This window comes from Rhodopseudomonas sp. NSM, assembly GCF_052445935.1.
Classification (GTDB): domain Bacteria; phylum Pseudomonadota; class Alphaproteobacteria; order Rhizobiales; family Xanthobacteraceae; genus Rhodopseudomonas.
In genome coordinates, this window is the sequence record NZ_JBQTCH010000009.1 from 61,257 (window position 1) to 80,913 (window position 19,657).

Consider the following 19,657-nt stretch of genomic DNA (forward strand, 5'->3'; position numbering starts at 1 on the left):
TAATCGAACAGAGCTGGCATCGGGACGCGCCGGTTCGCTTTGCGTACAGATCGTGGACGCAGTCCTGGATGACGACCTCTGCTGTCGCGTACGCGTGCTTGGCGTCCTTTCCCTCCACTCGCGGTCATGCGTGCGTGGACGAACCCGAAAAGGCACCCGAGAACCGGGTGAACATAGGAACATCACATGCAATTCTGGCTCGCTGCATTTGCGGTCGCTCTTGTGGTCGTGATCGGCTACGCGGGTGGTCCACCCGGGGCTGTCGTCGCCCTGCTCGCTTTCGTGATCGCGCTGTTTCTGTTGTGGGCGCGCGAGCTCGGCTTCAGGGGCGCGTGGGAGAAATTCGGATTGCAATCGCTGTCGCCACCGTTGTGGAAGCAGGACAACATCGACCGGTTCAAGGCGCTTTTCGCCGACGAGCAGAAGCTGGTCAAAGCGTGCACCATTTCGGTGGCGCTGATCGCGGCGTCGATGCTGCTGCCGCGCAACCTTGTCGTGTTCATCTTCCTGGCAGCGATCGCGCTTGGGGTCTTCGAAGTGTATCGTAATACCAACTCGACAACGACGCGTCCCGGCACCCGGATCAACTGATCCGCCGTCGCGCCACTTCGCTCACCTCAATCGCCCGTTGACGAACCGAATTGGGCCGGCGGCACCAGCCGTCGGCCCTTTTTCGTTGTCAGACCGCCGAGGCCGGCGGCCATCTTGCCGGCTCGATGGCGCCGATTCGGGGAGGCCGTTTAAGGTTTGATTACCGTGATTGCTAACTTGGCTTCCATCACTGGTAGTTATTCCTATGGGAATGAGGAATAGCTCGCACAGCGATACCGGAGACACGGATTCGTCGACCCTATCCGAGCGCTTCGCCATCGGCACCCTGCTGAGCCACCGTCCGGTGGCGCTGCTGATGGGGTGCGGCCTGCTGTTGATCATCGCAATTGCGGTCGTGACGACGATGATCGTCGGCGATTTCCGTACCAAGGCTCTGCAGAACAGCGAGCGCGAGCTGGCCAATACGGCCATGCTTCTGGCCCATCATTACAATCGAGAACTCGAGGATTTTCTCGCGATCCAGGCCGAGGTGGTCGCGTTGGTGAGGCAGGCCCAGGTCGACTCCGCCGACGCCTTCAGCGGCCAGATGGCCACGCTGAAAACCCACGAGATGCTGCGCGCCAAGGCCGGGACCAACCCGGAGATCACGGGACTCGCCATTTTCAACGATCGCGGCACCCTGATCAACAATTCGTCGCATTGGCCGGTGCCCGAATTGTCGATCGCCGAGCAGTCCTACTTCCAGGCTCACAAGGCCGGCATCGCGCCGAAGACCACCGTCGAATTGGTGCAGAATACCCTCGCCGGCGGCTGGACAATCGTTCTCGCGCAGCGGCTCAACAATGCCCGAGGCGAATTCGTCGGCGTCGTCAGCCGATCGCTCACCCCGGCGCATTTCGAATATTTTCTGGCTTCGGTGTCGCTCGGCGGCGATTCCGCGATCTCGCTTCATCACAGCAATGGCGTGCTGATGGCGCGCTATCCGCATGCCGACGACAGCATCGGACGCAATCTGCGGTCTGGAAAGGTGGCCCAGCTCGGACTGTTCGAATCCAACGTGACCATGCAAGTCACCAGCCCGGTCGACGGTCGCGAGCGGCTGGTGTCGTCGTATTCGCTCGCGAGTCTGCCGATCGTCGTCGTCACCGCCACCACCACGGACGAGGCGCTGGCGGCGTGGCGCAAGCAGACCAAGCTTCTGATCTCGGCCGCCACCGTCTCGGCGCTGGTCGTCAGCAGCATTCTGCTGCTGATCATCCGGCAGCTCGGCAAGCAGCATCATGCGACGCAGGCGCGGCTGGCGCTGGACAAGCAACGTCTCAACACTGCGATCAACAACATGTCGCAGGGCTTGCTGCTGTTCGACGCGTCGCAGCACCTGGTCGTGTGCAATCAGCGCTACATCCAGATGTACGGGCTTTCACCGGAGATCGTGAAGCCGGGCTGCAGCTTCCGCGACATCATCGCTCACCGGCATGCGCTGGGATCGTTCAAGGGCGATATCGATGAGTATTGCAACAGCATCGTTCAGGCCGTGATGGTCGAAAAGAGCCCGGCGGTGCACGGCTCCCACGATCGTGCGATCCAGATTTCGAGCGTTCCGGTTCCGGGCGGAGGCTGGGTCGCGACGCATGAAGACATCACCGAGCGAATCCGCGACAGCGAGAAAATCGCCTATCTCGCGCATTACGACAGCCTGACCGATCTTCCGAATCGCAGCCTGTTCCGGCAGCGGCTGGAACGAGAGCTGCACCGCAACCAGGGCGGCGCGGCTTGCACGCTGCTCTATATCGACATCGACGAATTCAAGAGCATCAACGATACGCTCGGTCATCCGATCGGCGACGAATTGCTGAAGCAGGTCGCGGTTCGGCTGCGCGAATGCGTCGGCGCCAGCGACTTCGTCGCGCGCCTCGGCGGCGACGAATTTGCGGTCATCGCGTCCAGCGCCGCCGACAGCGACCAGGCTACTATACTGGCCGAGCGGATCCTCCAGACGATCCGCGCGCCGTACCATTGCCTCGGCCATCATCTGTCGACCGACGCCTCGATCGGCATCGCGATCGCGCCGGGGGACGGCGCCGATATCGACCAGCTCATCAAGAACGCCGACCTGGCGATGTACAGCGCCAAGGCGGGGGGCCGGCGCACCTTCCGGTTCTTCGAGCCGGCGATGGATGCGATTGCGCGTGCGCGCCGCGAACTCGAATTCGACCTGCGCACCGCGATCGCCGACGGCGGCTTCGAAATTCACTATCAGCCGCTCGTCGATCTGCGGAGCGACGCGATCACCGGCTGCGAGGCGCTGCTGCGCTGGCGGCACCCGACCCGCGGCATGATCTCGCCGGTGGAATTCATCCCGATCGCAGAGGACACCGGCCTGATCAACGAGATCGGCGCCTGGACGCTGGCCGCCGCCTGCGCCGAGGCGGTGCAGTGGGACGAGGACATCACGCTGGCCGTCAACATTTCGCCGGTCCAGTTCCGGCAGCCGACGCTGGCGCTGCTGGTCGCATCGGTGCTGGGATCGACCGGATTGCCCGCGCGGCGGCTCGAACTCGAAGTGACGGAAGCGGTGCTGATCCACGACGACGACGCGGCGCTGACGACGCTGAACCTGCTTCGCGCGCTGGGGGTGAAGATCTCGCTCGACGATTTCGGAACCGGCTATTCGTCGCTCAGCTATCTGCAGCGTTTCCCGTTCGACAAGATCAAGATCGATCGCGCCTTCGTCGAGAACATCGACACCGCTGAAGGCTCGACAGCGATCGTCGAGGCCGTGGTCAATATCGCGGCATCGCGGCGAATGACGACCACGGCGGAAGGCGTCGAAACCATACGGCAGCGCGACATCCTGCGCGCGCTCGGCTGCACCCAGATGCAGGGCTGGCTGTTCAGCCCGGCCGTGCCCTCGGCGAAATTCCGCATGCTGCTCTCCGAGCATCGCGGCATCAGGGCGGCCTGACGCAAGCGGATCCGTCCTCGGTCCGCAAGCGGCCTTTATGCCGCCTTTATGCCCCCGCCGGCAATTCCGCATCGCTTCCTTATTTCGGGAGGCCTAGCTGAACCGAAGCCCGATCATCAGGAGGCTTCGATGTTCGATTTTCTCATGCTCCTCACTGGCTTCGGCCTGTTCGCCGCCACCATCGGCTACGCCTATGCGTGCGGACGTATCTGAGGAGCAACGCCATGACGTTCGACTATCTGTTCGCCGCATCGGTCAGCGCCTTGCTGCTGATCTATCTGGTCTATGCGCTGTTGCGCCCCGAGCGTTTCTAGGAGCGCCACAATGACCCTCATCGGATGGACCCAGATCGCGCTGTTCTGCGCGATCATCGTCGCGCTGACGCCGCTGCTCGGCGCTTACCTCACCCGCGTCTTCAACGGCCAGACCACGCCGCTGTCGTTCGTGCTGCGGCCGGTCGAAGCCGGCCTGTATCGTCTCGCCGGCGTCGATCCGCAGCGCGAGCAGCACTGGCTGACCTACACGCTGGCGATGCTGCTGTTTCACGCCGCAGGCTTCGTGGCTCTGTACCTCTTGCTGCGGCTGCAGCCGCTGCTGCCGCTGAATCCGGCGGGGCAAGCCGCAGTGGCGCCGGATCTGGCGCTCAATACCACAATCTCGTTTCTCACCAACACCAACTGGCAGAACTACGGCGGCGAGAGCACGCTGTCGTATCTCACCCAGATGTTCGGTCTGACGGTGCAGAACTTCCTGTCCGCCGCCACCGGCATCGTGCTGGCGGTGGCCCTGATCCGCGGCTTCGCCCGTGCTTCGGAGAAGACCATCGGCAATTTCTGGGTCGATATCACCCGCTGCACGCTCTACGTGCTGCTGCCGATCTGCATCGTCCTGACGCTTGTGCTGGTCTGGCAGGGCATCCCGCAGACGCTCGGGCCGTCTATCGATGCGACCACGCTCGAAGGCGGCAGGCAGACGATCGCACTGGGGCCGGTGGCGTCGCAGGTCGCGATCAAGATGCTCGGCACCAATGGCGGCGGCTTCTTCAATACCAACGCCGCGCACCCGTTCGAAAACCCGACCGCGCTGTCGAACTTCCTGCAGATGCTGTCGATCTTCGCGCTCGGCGCGGCGCTGACCAATGTGTTCGGCCGGATGGTCGGCGATCAGCGCCAGGGCTGGGCGATTCTCGCCGCGATGGGCACGCTGTTCCTCGCCGGCGTCGCGGTCTGCTATTGGGCCGAGGCCAATGGCACACAGATCCTGCAATCGCTCGGGCTCAGCGGCGGCAATATGGAGGGCAAGGAAGTCCGCTTCGGCATCGCCGCCTCGGCGCTGTTCGCGGTGATCACCACCGCGGCCTCGTGCGGCGCCGTCAATGCGATGCACGACTCGTTCACCGCACTCGGCGGCATGATCCCGATCATCAACATGGAGCTCGGCGAGATCGTGATCGGCGGCGTCGGCGCCGGCCTCTACGGCATGCTGCTGTTCGTCATCATCACCATCTTCCTCGCCGGACTGATGGTCGGGCGGACGCCGGAATATGTCGGCAAGAAAATCGAGGCGCGCGAGGTCAAGATGGCGATGCTCGCGATCCTGATCCTGCCGCTGCTCATGCTGGGCTTCACCGCGATCGCCGTGGTGTATCCCCCGGCGGTGGCGTCGATGGCCAATGCCGGCCCGCACGGCTTCTCGGAAGTGCTCTACGCCTTCACCTCGCAGGCGGCCAACAACGGTTCGGCATTCGGCGGCCTCTCCGGCAACACGCCGTTCTACAACCTTGCCGGCTCGGTCGCGATGTTCCTGGGAAGGTTCTGGGTGATCATCCCGGCGATGGCGATCGCCGGCTCGCTCGCCGGCAAGAAGAAGATCGCCGCGACCGCCGGCACCTTCCCGACCAGCGGCCCGCTGTTCGTCGGCCTCCTCGTCGGCGTCATCGTCATCGTCGGCGGCCTCACCTTCTTTCCGGCGCTCGCCGTCGGCCCGATCGTCGAGCATCTCGCGATGCTGAACGGCGCCGCCTACTAATCGGAGAACAACCATGCACACCTCCAAACTCCGCAAGCGGGCGGCGTCGCCGACCATTCTCGACCCGGCAATCCTGCTCCCCGCGATCGGCCACGCCTTCGTCAAGCTCGATCCGCGCACGCTGATCAAGAATCCGGTGATGTTCGTGCTCGAGATCGTCACCGCGCTTACCACGATCCTGACGATCCACAATCTGGTCGCGGGCGACGGTACGCTCGGCTTCGATTTGCAGATCACGATCTGGCTGTGGTTCACCATCCTGTTCGCCAACTTCGCCGAAGCGGTCGCCGAAGGCCGCGGCAAGGCGCAGGCCGACGCGCTACGCTCGACCCGCGCCCAGACCGTCGCCAAGCGGTTGCTGATGCCGGGCAACTCCGAATTGTACGAAGGCGTCGCCGCCGAACGTCTCGAGGTCGGCGATCTGGTGGTCTGCGAGGCCGGCGACACCATTCCCGGCGACGGGGAAGTGATCGAGGGCATCGCCTCGATCAACGAGGCCGCGGTGACCGGCGAATCCGCGCCGGTGATCCGCGAATCCGGCGGCGACCGCTCCGCGGTCACTGGCGGCACCAATGTGATCTCGGACCGCATCGTCGTGAGGATCACCGCGGCGGTCGGCTCGTCGTTTCTCGACCGCATGATCGGGCTGGTCGAAGGCGCCGAGCGCCAGAAGACGCCGAACGAAATCGCGCTCAACATCTTGCTGGTCGGCCTCACCATCATCTTCGTGGTCGTGGTCGATGCGATCCCCAGCTTCGCGGCCTATGCCGGCGGATCGATCTCGGTGATCGTGCTGGTGGCACTGTTCGTGACGCTGATCCCGACCACGATCGGCGCGCTGCTGTCGGCGATCGGCATCGCCGGCATGGATCGGCTGGTGCGATTCAACGTGCTGGCGATGTCCGGCCGCGCGGTGGAAGCCGCCGGCGACATCGATACGCTGCTGCTCGACAAGACCGGCACCATCACCTTCGGTAATCGCCTGGCCTCGGAGATCATCCCGGTGCCGGGCGTCAGCGACGCCGAGGCGGCTGAGGCCGCGTTGCTGGCCAGCCAGGCCGACGAGACTGCGGAAGGCCGCTCGATCGTGGCGCTGGCGCAGGAGAAGCACGGCCTCGCCAACGCTGCGACATCCGGCGACGCGAACTTCATCGCGTTCTCGGCGACGACGCGGCTGTCCGGCGTCGATCTCGGCACCCGCAGACTCCGCAAGGGCGCGGTCGATTCGATCCTGAAATTCGTCCGCGACGAGGCCGGCGCCGACATCGCCGAGCCGCCCGCGTTCCGCGCCGCGGTCGACCGCATCGCACGCTCCGGCGGCACGCCACTCGGGCTCGCGGAGGGCGGCCGGCTGCTCGGCGTCATCCATCTGAAAGACGTGGTGAAGCCGGACGTCAAGGAGCGCTTCGCTGCCTTGCGCCGGATGGGGATCAAGACGGTGATGATCACCGGCGACAATCCTGTCACCGCCGCCTCGATCGCCTCGGAAGCCGGCGTCGACGACTTCATCGCGCAGGCCACCCCCGAGGACAAGCTGCGCTACATCCGCGGCGAGCAAGCCAATGGCCGGCTGATCGCGATGTGCGGCGACGGCACCAACGACGCCCCCGCGCTGGCCCAGGCCGATGTCGGCGTGGCGATGCAGAGCGGCACCCAGGCGGCGCGCGAGGCCGGCAACATGGTCGACCTCGACTCCGATCCGACCAAGCTGATCGAAGTGGTGGAGATCGGCAAGCAATTGCTGATGACGCGCGGCGCGCTGACCACCTTCTCGATCGCCAACGACGTCGCCAAGTACTTCGCCATCATTCCGGCGATGTTCGTGGCGTTCTATCCGCAGCTCGGCGCGCTCAACGTGATGGGGCTATCGACGCCGCAGAGCGCCATCCTGTCGGCCATCATCTTCAACGCGCTGATCATCATCGCGCTGATCCCGCTGGCGCTGAAGGGCGTGACCTATCGCCCGGTCGGCGCGGCGGCGCTGCTGCGGCGCAATCTGCTGATCTACGGCCTCGGCGGCCTGGTGCTGCCGTTCATCGGAATCAAGGTCATCGATCTCGCGGTGACCGCCCTGCACCTCGCCTGAACCTGAAAGGTGACGCCATGTTGAAAGAAATCCGTCCCGCGATCGTCTCCTTCGCAGCGCTCGCCTGCCTCACCGGCCTGATCTATCCGCTGGCAATGACCGGCATCGCACAGGTCGCCTTCCCGACCGAGGCCAATGGCAGCCTGATCACGCAGAACAACCAGGTGATCGGCTCGGCGCTGATCGGCCAGTCGTTCACCGAGCCGAAGTACTTCCACGGCCGCCCGTCGGCGACCACCGGGCCGGATCCGCAGGATCCGACCAAGTCGGTGCCCGCCCCCTACAACGCCGCCAACTCGATGGGCTCCAATCTCGGCCCGACCAGCAAGGCGCTGGCGGACCGGCTCGCCGCCGACGTCGCCGCGCTGAAGCAGGACAATCCGGGCGCGGCCGTCCCGGTCGATCTGGTCACGACGTCCGGCAGCGGCCTCGATCCCGACCTCTCGCCGGAGGCGGCGCTGTTCCAGGCCCCGAGTGTCGCCAAAGCCCGCAATCTGCCCGAAGCCAGGGTGCGCGCCCTGGTCGAGAGCCAGGTCGCCGGCCGCGACCTCGGCCTGCTCGGCGAGCCCCGCGTCAACGTACTGAAATTAAACCTGGCCCTCGATAAGATGCAGGGACAGAACCAGCCGGGCTCCTGATGTCGACCTCGACCGTCACCGCACGCGCCTCGCCCGACGCCCTGCTGGCCCTCGCCGGCAAGGAAGGGCGCGGCCGGCTGAAGATCTTCGTCGGCGCCGCACCCGGCGTCGGCAAGACCTATGCGATGCTGTCTGCCGCGCGCAGCGAGCAGAGCGGCGGCCGCGACGTAGTGGCAGGCCTGATCGAGACTCACGGCCGGCTCGAAACCGAGCAATTGCTGCAGGGGCTCGACGTGCTGCCGCGGGCGCCGATCGTATACCGCAACCGGGTGATGCGCGAATTCGACCTCGACGGCGCGCTGGCGCGCAAGCCAAGCCTGCTGCTGGTCGACGAATACGCCCACACCAACGTGCCCGGCAGCCGCCACCCGAAGCGCTGGCAGGACATCGACGAACTGCTCGCCGCCGGCATCGACGTCTGGACCACGCTGAACATCCAGCACCTCGAGAGCCTCAACGACGTGGTGCTGAAGATCAGCAAGATCCGCGTGCGCGAGACGGTGCCCGACAAGGCGTTCGACCGCGCCGACGAGATCGTGCTGGTCGACCTGCCGCCGGACGAACTGCTCAAGCGCCTCGCGCAGGGCAAGGTCTATGTCCAGGACACCGCGGCGCGCGCGGTCGAGAGCTTCTTCAAGCCGCAGAACCTCACCGCGTTGCGCGAGCTGGCGATGCGCCGCGCCGCCGAGCGGGTCGACGCCGCGCTGGTCGAGCGGATGCAGGCGCATGCGATCGAAGGACCGTGGGCCGCCGGCGAACGCATCCTTGCCTGCGTCGGCCCCGACACCGGATCGCCGGGCGTGGTGCGCACCGCCAAGCGGCTCGCAGATCTGATGGACGCACCATGGATCGCGGTGACGGTCGAGCGTTCGGGCGTCAATCCAGACAGCGCCGCCCGCAAGCAGATCGACGAGGCGCTGAAGCTCGCCGAAAGTCTCGGCGCCGAGATCCACACACTGACCGGCAACGACATCCCCGACGAGCTGCTGCGCTTCGCGCGGTTCGAGAACGTCACCCAGATCGTGATCGGCCGCGCCCGCGGCGGCGCGCTCCGGCAATGGCTCGCCCGGTCGCTGCCGCAGCAATTGATGCAACGCTCGACCGACATCGGCATCCATCTGGTGCCGGTGCAGGGAGAAGCCGCCCGGCGCGACACCCGCTCGCTGGCGTCGCGGCTGGATGCGTCGCAGCCGGCGCATTTCCTCTACGCAGCAGTCGCGGTCGCCGGCGCGTTGGCGGTCGGCAGGGCGTTCGCACAGGCGATCCCGACGGCGAGCCTGTCGGTGGTGTTCCTGATGGCGGTGCTGTTCAGCGCGGTGAAGTCCGGCGTGGGACCAGCGATCTTCGCTTCGGTATTGTCGTTCCTCACCTACAATTTCTTCTTCATTGCCCCGCTCTACACCTTCACCATTGCCGAACCCTACGAGCTGCTGGCGCTGCTGATGTATCTGGTGGTGGCGATCGTCGCCGCGACGCTCGCCGGACGGTTGCGCGAGCAGGCACGGATCTCCGCCGGCCGCGTCCGCGCGATGCGCCGGCTGTACGAGTTCACGCGAAGGCTGTCCGGGCTGGCGACGCGCGACGACATCGCCGAGGGCGCGGCGAGCGAGATCCACGCCAGCCTCGGCCGCCCGGTGATGGTACTATTGCCGGGCGAGGACGATCTGGCGCTGGCCGCGGCCTGGCCGCCGGAGGATGCGCTCGACGAGGCGGCGATGATGGCGGCGCGCTGGGCCTTCAGCCACAACGAACCGGCCGGCTTCGAGACCGGCACGCTGCCGATCGTGCCGTGGCGTTTCCTGCCGGTGCGCACCGGCAACACCACCTACGGGGTGATCGGCGTGATGCGGCAGCAGGGCGGTTCAGCGCTCGATTCCGAGGCCCAGGCGTTGCTCGATACGCTCACGGAGCAGACCGCCGCGGCGCTGGAGCGCGCCGCATTAACCCGCGACATGGTGAGCGCGCGCACCGCGACCGAAACCGAGCGCGTCCGCAATACCCTGCTCGCCTCGATCTCGCACGATTTCCGCACCCCTCTATCGTCGATCCTCGGCTCCGCGACCAGCCTGTCAACCTATGGCGACAAGCTCGACGCCGACGCGACCCGCGACCTGCTCGCCAATATTCGCGAGGAGGCCGAGGGCCTCGACGAGATGGTGCGCAACCTGCTGTCGATCACCCGGATCGAATCCGGCGCGCTCGAACTGCGCCGCGACTGGGTCGATCTCCGCGAGATCGCTGCTCGCGTGATCGAAGCGGCACGACGCCGCGGCGCCGCCCAGCGCATCACGCTCGAATGGCCGGCCGACGTTCCGCTGGTGAAAGCCGACGCGGCGCTGGTCGAACAGGCGCTCGGCAACATCGTCGCCAACGCGGTGACGCACACGCCGCCGGCTTCGGCGATCGTGATCGACGCGATCGCGGACGAGTCCGCAGTGCGGCTGCGCGTCACCGACGATGGGCGCGGAATTGCCGCGACCGACCTGCCGCATATCTTCGAACGCTTCGTGCGCAGCGCGAGTGACGCGGCGCCGTCCTCCGATCGCAGCCAAGGCGTCGGCCTTGGGCTGGCGATCACGAAGGGCATCATGGAAGCCCATGGCGGCGAGGTCGCCGCGCTCAGCCCGGTCGCGGACGGCCACGGCGCGCGCTTCGTACTGACATTCAGAACAGAAACGGCCCTGGAGACGAACGCGCCATGAGCCTCAGATCGCGCGTACTGGTGGTCGACGACGAACCGGCGATCCTGCGCTTTCTCAAGCCGGCGCTGGAAGCCAACAGCTACGAGGTCGCGCATGCCGCGACTGTCACCGAGGCGATCAAGCGGATCGCAGCCGATGCGCCCGACATCGTGCTGCTCGATCTCGGCCTCGCCGACGGCGACGGCAAGGACGTGATCCGGCAGGTCCGTGCCTGGTCGGACCTGCCGATCATCGTGCTGTCGGCGCGCGAGCGCGAGGCCGAGAAGATCGATTCGCTCGATCTCGGCGCCGACGACTACGTCAACAAGCCGTTCAACACCGGCGAGCTGATGGCGCGGATGCGCGCCGCATTGCGCCACCGGATGCAGCGCAACGCCGAGCCCGCGGCACTGTCGGTCGGCGGCATCGAGATCGACGCGGTACGCCGGCGCGTCACCCGCGACGGCGCCGAGATCAAGCTGACGCCGAAGGAATTCGAACTGCTGGCCTTCATGGTGCGGCACGCCGGGCGCGTCGTCACCCATCGGCAGATTCTGGCCGCGGTGTGGGGACCGGCGCACACCTCGGACACGCAATATCTGCGCGTCTATATCGGCCAGCTCCGGCAGAAGATCGAGCAGCGCGCCGACGCCCCGCAGATCATCCTGACCGAGCCCGGCATCGGCTATCGCATCGGCGAGGGCGGCTGAGGCGCCTGCGCAAGGCAGGTCTCCCCGCGCGAGGATTGCCGGGGCGCGGTTTGCTGTGTTTGATGCCGGTCCGCCGCGCGCCCGCGCGACCGCCAGCGACATCAACGAGAGCAAAAACCCCGCCATGGCCGACCAGTTCAGCAACCTGCAGCAATTCCGCAAGCCCGCGATCGTGTCCAAGGGCGGCATCGTCGCCGCGCAGTCGCGCCAGGCGGCGGAGGTCGGCGCGGAGGTTCTGGCGGCCGGCGGCGACTGCGTCGACGCGGTAATCGCCACTACGTTTGCGCTGGGTGTGCTGGAGCCGTGGATGAGCGGGATCGGCGGCGGCGGCGCGATGGTGCTGTATCGCGCCGCGGACGACAAATACGAAGTCATCGACTACGGCATGTGCGCGCCCGGCAGCCTGCGCACCGAGGACTATCCGCTGACCGGCGCGGGCGCCGCCTCCGACCTGTTTCCGTGGCCGCGGGTGAAGGACGATCGCAATCTGCACGGACCCGGCTCGGTCGCGGTGCCCGGCGTCGTCGCCGGCATGGAGGAAGCGCACCGCCGCCACGCCAAACTGCCGTGGAAGGATCTGCTACAACCCGGCATCGCGCTCGCCGGCGAAGGCCTCGCGATCGACTGGTGGACGACGCTGATGATCGGCAGCGTCGCCGCGGATCTGCGCCGCTACGAGTCGAGTGCGGCCTCCTATCTGATCGACGGCCTGCCGCCGCATGCGCCGTGGGGCATCAAGGCGCAGGTGCGCATGCCGCAGCACCGGCTGCAGGCAACGATGGCGCAGCTCGCAGCCCTGGGTCCGCGCGATTTTTATGAAGGTGAACTGGCGCGCAGCATCGCCGCCGACATGAAGAGCAATGGCGGCTCGCTGACCGTCGACGACCTCGCGGCGTTCCGCGCGCATCTGCGCCAGCCGCTGCAGATCCCGTATCGCGGCGGCACCGTGTATGCGACGCCCGAACTCACCGCCGGCCCGACGCTGGCGCACACGCTACGTCTGTTGCAGCAGACTCTGAACGCCCACGGCGGCGCCCCGGATGCGGAGGCCTACGCCGCCTATGCGCTGGCGCTGCAATCGGCCTATGCCGAGCGGCTGCGCGACATGGGCGACGCCGACGGCCGCCGCGCGCTTGGCGCCGAACATCTGGCGCCGGCCTGCACCACGCATTTCTCGGTGGTCGATCGCCACGGCAACATGGCGGCGGTGACGCAGACCCTGCTGTCGACCTTCGGCTCGAAATTCGAACTGCCGAGCAGCGGCATCATGATGAATAACGGCGTGATGTGGTTCGATCCCGAACCGGGCCGGCCGAATTCGCTGGCGCCGGGCAAGCGCTGCCTCACCAACTACACGCCGGTGCTGGCGCAGGCCGCCGACGGCCGCAGGCTCGCGCTCGGCGCGTCGGGCGGACGGCGCATTCTGCCGGCGGTGGCGCAGATGCTGTCGTTCGTGATCGACTATGGCATGGATCTCGACGCCGCGATCCATCAGCCGCGGATCGACGCCAGCGAGGGCGCGATCGTGATCGGCGACGTTCGCCTGCCGGACCCGACGCGCGCGGCGCTGGCGCAGCGCTTCGACTACGAGGATGCGCGGGTGCAGACCTTCCCGATGAAATTCGCATGCCCGAGCGTCGTGCTACGCGAAGGTACCACGAACAGCGGCGCTATCGAGATCGCACAGCCCTGGGGAGATGCGGTCGCCGAAGCCTAGCGCGATTGCGCGTCACGGCACACAGCGCCGACCTGTTGAAACTACCAGGACGGCCAGACCGACATGAAATGGACGGATTTCTTGCGGTATAGTTGCATTCAGGGGGATCGCAAATCCTTCACATCGCACTGCTACTCAACTACTCGCGCTTCAACTACTCGTAATTCAGCTACTCGCAATTCAACTACTCGGTCGACCGTGCGTTCGGCCGCAGCTTGCTGATAACCAAGATGTCCGACATGAACCGCGACGGCGTACCCGCCTGCCCGAACTGCTCGGAAGCGATGTCCCAGATCGGATGTCTGCCGAACCTGCAGCATCGACGGCGCATACTGGTGTTTCGCTGCAGGAACTGCGACCACGTTCTCAGCTACGAAGACACCAGTCCCCCCGCCTGCCAGGACGCCGTATCCTGACGCGGCGACAACCGGGGACCGTGTGCTTCGACGGGCCACGGGCCATGAATTTCCTCGGCTTGCAGCCTCGGGCTGTCGTCCGACTCGAATTCAACCGGATTTGCTCCCGCAGCCGAAACTTCAGCAGGCAGAACTTCAGCAGGCAGGATCGCGGACAGCGCCGTTAATTTCTCCGGCTTGAATGCGGTGAGCTCCTCGAGCTGCGCAATGTCGTGCTCACGGCCGTCCGGATCCGCGATCATGACACGCCAGCCTTCGCTCTCCCAGACCCGGGCCTTGGCGAGCGCGATCAGCGAACTGTTACGCACGCTTTGCATTTTTTCATCTTGTCGGGTCGCCGTGACGGTGTAGGGCAAGCGCGGGTTCCTTCGTCGTTGTTTGCGCGCACACTGGCCGACGGCTTTGACCGCATTTCGCCGCGACGGTGGCGAATTTGCGTTGCGCCCGGCTGCGCATCGCGGCCCGCTGACGACGACTTGATGCGCTCTGTGAAGCGTGCCTGATTGTCGATGGTCGACGCGGAAACACTTGCGATGGTTCCCATTCGTCGCGACAACATGGAGTGCTCGTCGGCGATTCAGCGACACCCGCTGGATCGTCCCTGCAAGAAGGATGCTTCGCATGTCGCCGGTCTCTCTGCTCCTGAACATTCTCTGGATCGCGCTCGGCGGCTTCTGGATGGCGGCCGGCTGGGCGATCGCGGCGATCATCATGGCGATCACGATCATCGGGCTGCCATGGGCGCGGGCTTCCTTCAGCATCGCCGCCTACACGCTGTTTCCGTTCGGTCAGATGGCCGTGCCGCGCGAAACCGTCACCGGCCGCGAGGACGTCGGCACCGGTCCGCTGGGGCTGCTCGGCAATATCATCTGGCTGGTTTTTGCCGGCTGGTGGCTCGCGCTCGGGCACCTGATCACGGCGGTCCTGCTCGCGGTGACGATCATCGGCATTCCGTTCGCCTGGGCGCACGTCAAGCTCGCCGGGATCGCGCTCTGGCCGATCGGCAAGGAAATCGTTCCGGCGTAGTTGATCCAGGCCCGGATAGGCCGCGAGGTCGAATGGCGCACCCGGCGCAAGTTCGGGTGACCGCACCGGAGCGGCCGAGGCTGGTCGCCAAGTCCGGGCGACCAGATCGCGGCGTCCGGCCTTCAACGGAGGGCTGACCTCCGGCGCCGACGCGATTCGGACGCCTGACGCCACTGCCCGGACTATTGGTCATTGAGACATCGGCGCTTTTTCTCGGCCGTTGCCGTCCCGCCCCCGATCGGCTACAGGATCAGGCGAAGCACCCGTAGCTCAGCTGGATAGAGCGTTGCCCTCCGAAGGCAAAGGTCACACGTTCGAATCGTGTCGGGTGCGCCAGTTTCCCCGTGCGCCACTTCCCCAAGAGTGTGAATGGCGGGATCCGGCGCTGAAGCGGGGAGCGCCCGCTGCTTCCTTCATGCCGAGGCGACGCGTCACCGCACGGCCGGGCCGGCAGGCCCTCCGGCGGGCGGCCCGGCTTGCTTTCGGCGCAGCCGGGAGGTCGCGAACTCAGGTCTCGATCTTCACATATTCGAAATCGCCCGGCTTGTTGTCGATGCCGACCTTGGGCGCGGAGATCCACGGCGCATAGGCGCCGGGGTCGCTCACCGGCTGCATCAGGCTGGCGATGAAATCGCCGTCGTGGGTCGACGGCAGCCAGTCGTCCTTGCGCTTGGCCCAGGTCGAGCCGTCGATCAGGACACCTTCGGGCGTCGCGTGAACGTCCTTGAACTCGCCGATGGCGCGGTGGAAGGCGACGTGCGGCAGCGCGAGCTGATAGTCATAGCCCGCCGTCGTGATCACCTTGTTCCAGCGCAGCAAGCCCTTGACGCAATCCTGCGAGTAATCGTCGCGCAGCCGCATGTTGAGCGCGGTCAGCGCCGGCTCGTCGACGCGCTTGATCTCGCCGTCGACGAATTTCAGCACCGGATAGGTCGCGCTCTTGAGCTGATGATCGTCGTCGATCTGGGTCTCGTGATAGCGCCCCTTGATGCCGAAATTGAAGGCGTTGGCGGCGTTGGTCGAAACCTCCGAGCCGAACAGGTCGAGCGACAGCGTGTAGTGCAGGTTGAGCTTCTTCTGGATCGTCGGCAGATCGATGACGCCGAGCGCACGCACCTTGGCGATGTCGGTCGGGTCGGAGATGCCGGCTTGCCGCATCGCGTCGCAGGTGCGCTGGATGATGCGGGTGATGCCGGTCTCGCCGACGAACATGTGGTGCGCTTCCTCGGTCAGCATGAAGCGGCAGGTGCGCGACAACGGATCGAAGCCCGACTGCGCCAGCGAGTGCAGCTGCATCTTGCCGTCACGGTCGGTGAAGTAGGTGAACATGAAGAACGACAGCCAGTCCGGCGTCGCCTCGTTGAAGGCGCCGAGCATCCGCGGCGAGTCCGCGTCCCCCGAGCGCCGGCGCAGGAGATCGTCGGCCTCCTCGCGGCCGTCGCGGCCGAAATATTTCTGCAGCAGATACACCATCGCCCACAGATGGCGGCCTTCCTCGACATTGACCTGAAACAGGTTGCGCATGTCGTACAGCGACGGCGCGGTCTTGCCGAGATGGCGCTGCTGCTCGACCGAGGCCGGCTCGGTGTCACCCTGAATCACGATCAGCCGGCGCAGCATCGCGCGATACTCGCCGGGAACTTCCTGCCAGGCCGGCTCGCCGTAGTGCTCGCCGAACGGGATCTTGCGGTTCTCCTCCTGCGGCGCCAGCAGCACGCCCCAGCGATAGTCCGGCATCTTGACGTAGTCGAACTTCGCCCAGCCGCGCGGATCGACCGAATAGGCCGTGCGCAGATACACCAGCGACTGCTGGAAGCCTTCCGGCCCCATGTCGTTCCACCAGTCGATATAGCCCGGATGCCAGCCCTCCAGCGCCTTGAGCACCTGGCGGTCGGAGGCGAGATCGACGTTATTCGGAATCTTGGTCGAGTAGTCGACGTTCATGATGTTCATATTCATGGGCGGCTCCCGGTTGGGTCTCGTATCGTTTCTGAATTCACCGTCATCCTGAGGTGCGCGCTCTTGCGCGCCTCGAAGGATGACCACGCACTTCGCTTCGTCTCGCATCCTTCGAGGCGCGCCGACGGCGGCGCGCACCTCAGGATGACGCTTCGTGCGTGAATCACACCCGCGTCATGTCGAACTGCGCCTTCTGGCCGGTGCCGTAGCGGCGCAGCGCGCCGTCTTCGCCGACCGCGTTGGGGCGCTGGAAAATCCAGTTCTGCCACGCGGTGAGGCGCGAGAAGATTTTCGATTCCATCGTCTCGGGGCCGACGAAGCGCAGATTGGCTTCCATGCCGGTGAGGCTGTCGGGCGAGAAGCTGGCGCGCTCCTCGAGAAACACGCGAACCTCGTCGTCCCAGTCGATGTCGTCGAGCGCGAAGGTGACGAGGCCGAGTTCGTCGGCCGCCTCCGCATCGAGCGGCTCGCCGATCTTCGCCTGCGCCTGAACAAGCTCGTCAGGGTCGGCCTGGAAGCGCGACTGCAGTCGCGTCAGGCCGTGGCTCATCGGATAGGGGCCGAAATTCATCGCGCTTAGCGTCAGCATCGGCGCCGGGCGATTATCACCCTCGCGGGTGCCGATCAGCATGTAGGAGCGGTCGGCGGCGAATACGAGTTCGGCCAGCGTACCGGCGAAGCACGAGCCCGGCTCGACCAGCGTCACCAGCGTGCGCGAGGTGACGTCGATCCGCTTCAGGACGCGCTTCCAGTAATGCCGGATCTCGTTGACCAGCCAGTGCGCTTTGTTGGCCTCGAGGAAGGCGTCGTGCGCCAGCACCGAAGCGCTGTCGCCATGCGACTTGAACACCAGCATGGCGATGCCGAGTTCGTTGATCCGCAGATGCAGGATGGCGTCGTCGAGTTCACGCGCCACCTGCAGCGACCAGTTCGACGCGCCTTGCGCGATCAGGCCGTCGATATCGGCGGGCGGAGCTGCGTCGGGCCCCGTGATCGAGATCGTGGCGATGCGCGCGTCGCGGTCGAGATCGACGTTGACGAACTGATAGCGCAGTCCGGCCTCGTCGAAGCTGCGCGCGAGCGGCGTCAGGGAAATGCCCTTGCCGCTGCCGTTGCGCGACGATGACGACGCGAACTGCTGCACGCGCTCGGCGACCCTGGCCTCGAGCTTGCTGTTCGGCGCGATCTCGTCGACGAGGCGCCACTGCACCGCGCGCTTGCCCTTGATGCCTTCCTCGATGGTGCAGAAGAAATCCGCGCGGTCGCGGCGCACCTTGCGCTTGTCGACCACGCGCGTCAGCCCGCCGGTGCCGGGCAGCACCGCCAGCAGCGGCACTTCCGGCAGCGCCACCGAGGCCGAGCCGTCATCGGCGAGGATGATGTGATCGGCCGCAAGCGCCAGTTCATAGCCGCCGCCGGCCGCGGTGCCGTTGATCACCGCGATGCTGCGCTGGCCGGAATGCTCGGAGGAATCCTCGAAGCCGTTGCGGGTCTCGTTGGTGAATTTGCAGAAATTGACTTTATGCGCGTGGGTGGCGCCGGCCAGCATCCGGATGTTGGCACCGGCGCAGAACACCCGGTTCTTGCCGGAGCGCAGCAGGATCACTTTCACCTGCGGATGCTCGAAGCGCAGCCGCTGCATCGCGTCGGCGAGCTCGATATCGACACCGAGATCATAAGAATTCAGCTTGAGCTGATAGCCTTCGAACAGGCCGCCGTTCTCGTCGACATCCATCGTCAGCGTTGCGACGTCGCCCTCGACCGTGAGCTTCCAGTGCCGATAGCGGGTCGGATCGGTCTGAAAGTCGATCCGGCTCGCCCCGTTCGCGAGTACGCGGTCCTCCCCGGCCATGCGGGTCCCTCCCTAGACTTGGTTAAGATGCATTATAATGCACGATAGCGCGCACGTCCAGCGTCAACCGTAGAGAACATGCATTTTGTTGCAGGTTGCCGCGTCAGGCGGCCTGGCCGTGCGCGGCTTCGCCATGGCCGTTGAGGATGCGGTCGGCAAACTCGGCCACGGCGCGAAGCGTCGCCTCCGCCGCCTCGCGATGCGGCGAGTGGCCGGCGCCGGGGATGACCAGGGCTTCGACCGGGCAATAGCACTCGGCTTCGGCGATCTCGATCTGCTTCAAGGTGCCGTACTGGTCGTCGGCGCCCTGCACGATCTGCATCGGCACGCGGATGTAAGCGAGGTGGTCGGAGATATCCCAGGCGCGGAACGCGGGATCGAGCCAGGCGTCGTTCCAGCCGTAGAATGCGTTGTCGACGTCCTTGTGCCACTTCGCCAGTTTAGTGCGCAGCTCGGTGGTCTCGTAGGCGGTCTTGATCTCGGCGATCGATTGCACCGAAGTGTCTTCGACGATGAAATGCGGCGCGATCAGCGACACGCCGCGGACGCGATGATCCGGCACGCCGCCGGCATAGATCGCCGCGATCGAGGCGCCGTCGGAATGGCCGATCAGCAACCCGCGGCGGAAGCCGATGGCGTCGAGCACACGCGGCAGCACATCGAGCGCTTCGCGATGCATGTAGTCGACCGGCCGCGGCAGTTGCACCGGACTGGAGCCGCCATAGCCGGCGCGCGAATAGACAAACACGTCGGCGCCGGTCGCGGCCGCGAGCCTGTCCGGAAAGTCGCCCCACAACCCGACGCAGCCGAGGCCCTCATGCAGCAGCACCAGCGTCGGCCCCTCGGCGGGCGACGGGCCGATCATGCGATATTCGAGTTGGTGCTCGCCGATGGTGAGATGGCCGGAAGGCGCGAGCGAAGTCATGACGAACGCTTTCCCAACCAAATTACGTCCCACGTCCCCAGAGTCGTCATCCTGAGGTGCTCGCCGCCTTCGGCGAGCCTCGAAGGATGCGGCCGCACGCGA

The 19,657-nt window shown here is 65.9% G+C and carries 14 protein-coding genes and 1 tRNA gene; 11 read left to right on the plus strand and 4 right to left on the minus strand.

Translation table 11 applies throughout. From position 1 onward, the window contains the following. Window positions 1-222 precede the first annotated feature (222 nt). The 9 genes from ACTZWT_RS20775 to ACTZWT_RS20815 all read left to right on the plus strand — a co-directional run bounded on the left by ACTZWT_RS20775 (window position 223) and on the right by ACTZWT_RS20815 (window position 13,377). On the plus strand, window positions 223-591 hold the full coding sequence (locus ACTZWT_RS20775) for a hypothetical protein (RefSeq protein WP_444771579.1): 369 nt from the start codon (window positions 223-225) through the stop codon (window positions 589-591). Window positions 592-802: 211 nt separating this feature from the next. Further along, on the plus strand, window positions 803-3,517 hold the full coding sequence (locus tag ACTZWT_RS20780) for a bifunctional diguanylate cyclase/phosphodiesterase (protein WP_444771580.1): 2,715 nt from the start codon (window positions 803-805) through the stop codon (window positions 3,515-3,517). Window positions 3,518-3,741: 224 nt separating this feature from the next. Next, the gene (gene kdpF / locus ACTZWT_RS20785) at window positions 3,742-3,831 is read left to right on the plus strand and encodes a K(+)-transporting ATPase subunit F (protein ID WP_156332441.1); all 90 of its coding nucleotides are present in this window, start codon (window positions 3,742-3,744) and stop codon (window positions 3,829-3,831) included. A 10-nt stretch (window positions 3,832-3,841) separates the two neighbouring features. Next, on the plus strand, window positions 3,842-5,545 hold the full coding sequence (gene kdpA, locus ACTZWT_RS20790; protein WP_444771581.1) for a potassium-transporting ATPase subunit KdpA: 1,704 nt from the start codon (window positions 3,842-3,844) through the stop codon (window positions 5,543-5,545). 13 nt (window positions 5,546-5,558) lie between these two features. Continuing rightward, window positions 5,559-7,631 (plus strand): potassium-transporting ATPase subunit KdpB, encoded by a 2,073-nt coding sequence (gene kdpB / locus ACTZWT_RS20795; RefSeq protein WP_444771582.1) that lies wholly within the window; start codon window positions 5,559-5,561, stop codon window positions 7,629-7,631. A 17-nt stretch (window positions 7,632-7,648) separates the two neighbouring features. Next, window positions 7,649-8,269, plus strand: coding sequence for a K(+)-transporting ATPase subunit C (locus ACTZWT_RS20800; protein ID WP_444771583.1), 621 nt, complete (start codon window positions 7,649-7,651; stop codon window positions 8,267-8,269). After that, a complete protein-coding gene (locus ACTZWT_RS20805; RefSeq protein WP_444771584.1) occupies window positions 8,269-10,971 on the plus strand; it encodes a DUF4118 domain-containing protein in 2,703 nt (900 codons plus the stop codon). Before ACTZWT_RS20800 ends, ACTZWT_RS20805 begins: the two co-directional genes overlap by 1 nt. Beyond that, complete coding sequence (locus ACTZWT_RS20810; RefSeq protein WP_444771585.1) at window positions 10,968-11,660, plus strand: response regulator; 693 nt, start codon at window positions 10,968-10,970, stop codon at window positions 11,658-11,660. The genes ACTZWT_RS20805 and ACTZWT_RS20810 overlap by 4 nt, the downstream gene beginning before the upstream one ends. 124 nt (window positions 11,661-11,784) lie before the next feature. Then, on the plus strand, window positions 11,785-13,377 hold the full coding sequence (locus ACTZWT_RS20815; RefSeq protein ID WP_444771732.1) for a gamma-glutamyltransferase family protein: 1,593 nt from the start codon (window positions 11,785-11,787) through the stop codon (window positions 13,375-13,377). A gap of 370 nt (window positions 13,378-13,747) precedes the next feature. Here ACTZWT_RS20815 and ACTZWT_RS20820 read toward each other — a convergent pair whose 3' ends face one another. Beyond that, window positions 13,748-14,149 (minus strand): hypothetical protein, encoded by a 402-nt coding sequence (locus tag ACTZWT_RS20820; RefSeq protein ID WP_444771586.1) that lies wholly within the window; start codon window positions 14,147-14,149, stop codon window positions 13,748-13,750. Between the two features lie 265 nt (window positions 14,150-14,414). Between ACTZWT_RS20820 and ACTZWT_RS20825 the strand changes: the two genes are divergently transcribed. Both ACTZWT_RS20825 and ACTZWT_RS20830 read left to right on the plus strand, forming a co-directional pair. Further along, window positions 14,415-14,819, plus strand: a complete 405-nt coding sequence (locus tag ACTZWT_RS20825) for a YccF domain-containing protein (RefSeq protein WP_444771587.1) — start codon at window positions 14,415-14,417, stop codon at window positions 14,817-14,819. Window positions 14,820-15,078: 259 nt separating this feature from the next. Further along, a tRNA-Arg gene (locus ACTZWT_RS20830) sits at window positions 15,079-15,155 on the plus strand. 171 nt (window positions 15,156-15,326) lie between these two features. On the opposite strand, the gene boxB is transcribed toward ACTZWT_RS20830, so the two are convergent. The 3 genes from boxB to ACTZWT_RS20845 all read right to left on the minus strand — a co-directional run bounded on the left by boxB (window position 15,327) and on the right by ACTZWT_RS20845 (window position 19,555). Then, window positions 15,327-16,778: a benzoyl-CoA 2,3-epoxidase subunit BoxB gene (boxB, locus tag ACTZWT_RS20835; RefSeq protein WP_444771588.1), complete on the minus strand. Its 1,452-nt coding sequence runs from the start codon at window positions 16,776-16,778 to the stop codon at window positions 15,327-15,329. A gap of 163 nt (window positions 16,779-16,941) precedes the next feature. Beyond that, window positions 16,942-18,630: a 2,3-epoxybenzoyl-CoA dihydrolase gene (gene boxC / locus ACTZWT_RS20840; protein WP_444771589.1), complete on the minus strand. Its 1,689-nt coding sequence runs from the start codon at window positions 18,628-18,630 to the stop codon at window positions 16,942-16,944. Between the two features lie 103 nt (window positions 18,631-18,733). Further along, the gene (locus ACTZWT_RS20845) at window positions 18,734-19,555 is read right to left on the minus strand and encodes an alpha/beta fold hydrolase (RefSeq protein ID WP_444771590.1); all 822 of its coding nucleotides are present in this window, start codon (window positions 19,553-19,555) and stop codon (window positions 18,734-18,736) included. Between the last annotated feature and the right edge of the window lie 102 nt (window positions 19,556-19,657).

Excerpts from the sequence above, each read along its gene's own strand:
- kdpF (WP_156332441.1), top strand. The coding sequence starts at position 3,742 with ATGACGTTCGACTATCTGTTCGCCGCATCGGTCAGCGCCTTGCTGCTG.
- kdpB (WP_444771582.1), top strand. The coding sequence starts at position 5,559 with ATGCACACCTCCAAACTCCGCAAGCGGGCGGCGTCGCCGACCATTCTC.
- boxC (WP_444771589.1), bottom strand. The coding sequence starts at position 18,630 with ATGGCCGGGGAGGACCGCGTACTCGCGAACGGGGCGAGCCGGATCGAC.
- ACTZWT_RS20845 (WP_444771590.1), bottom strand. The coding sequence starts at position 19,555 with ATGACTTCGCTCGCGCCTTCCGGCCATCTCACCATCGGCGAGCACCAA.
- ACTZWT_RS20815 (WP_444771732.1), top strand. The coding sequence starts at position 11,785 with ATGGCCGACCAGTTCAGCAACCTGCAGCAATTCCGCAAGCCCGCGATC.
- boxB (WP_444771588.1), bottom strand. The coding sequence starts at position 16,778 with ATGAATATGAACATCATGAACGTCGACTACTCGACCAAGATTCCGAAT.
- ACTZWT_RS20825 (WP_444771587.1), top strand. The coding sequence starts at position 14,415 with ATGTCGCCGGTCTCTCTGCTCCTGAACATTCTCTGGATCGCGCTCGGC.
- kdpA (WP_444771581.1), top strand. The coding sequence starts at position 3,842 with ATGACCCTCATCGGATGGACCCAGATCGCGCTGTTCTGCGCGATCATC.
- ACTZWT_RS20780 (WP_444771580.1), top strand. The coding sequence starts at position 803 with ATGAGGAATAGCTCGCACAGCGATACCGGAGACACGGATTCGTCGACC.
- ACTZWT_RS20800 (WP_444771583.1), top strand. The coding sequence starts at position 7,649 with ATGTTGAAAGAAATCCGTCCCGCGATCGTCTCCTTCGCAGCGCTCGCC.
- ACTZWT_RS20810 (WP_444771585.1), top strand. The coding sequence starts at position 10,968 with ATGAGCCTCAGATCGCGCGTACTGGTGGTCGACGACGAACCGGCGATC.
- ACTZWT_RS20805 (WP_444771584.1), top strand. The coding sequence starts at position 8,269 with ATGTCGACCTCGACCGTCACCGCACGCGCCTCGCCCGACGCCCTGCTG.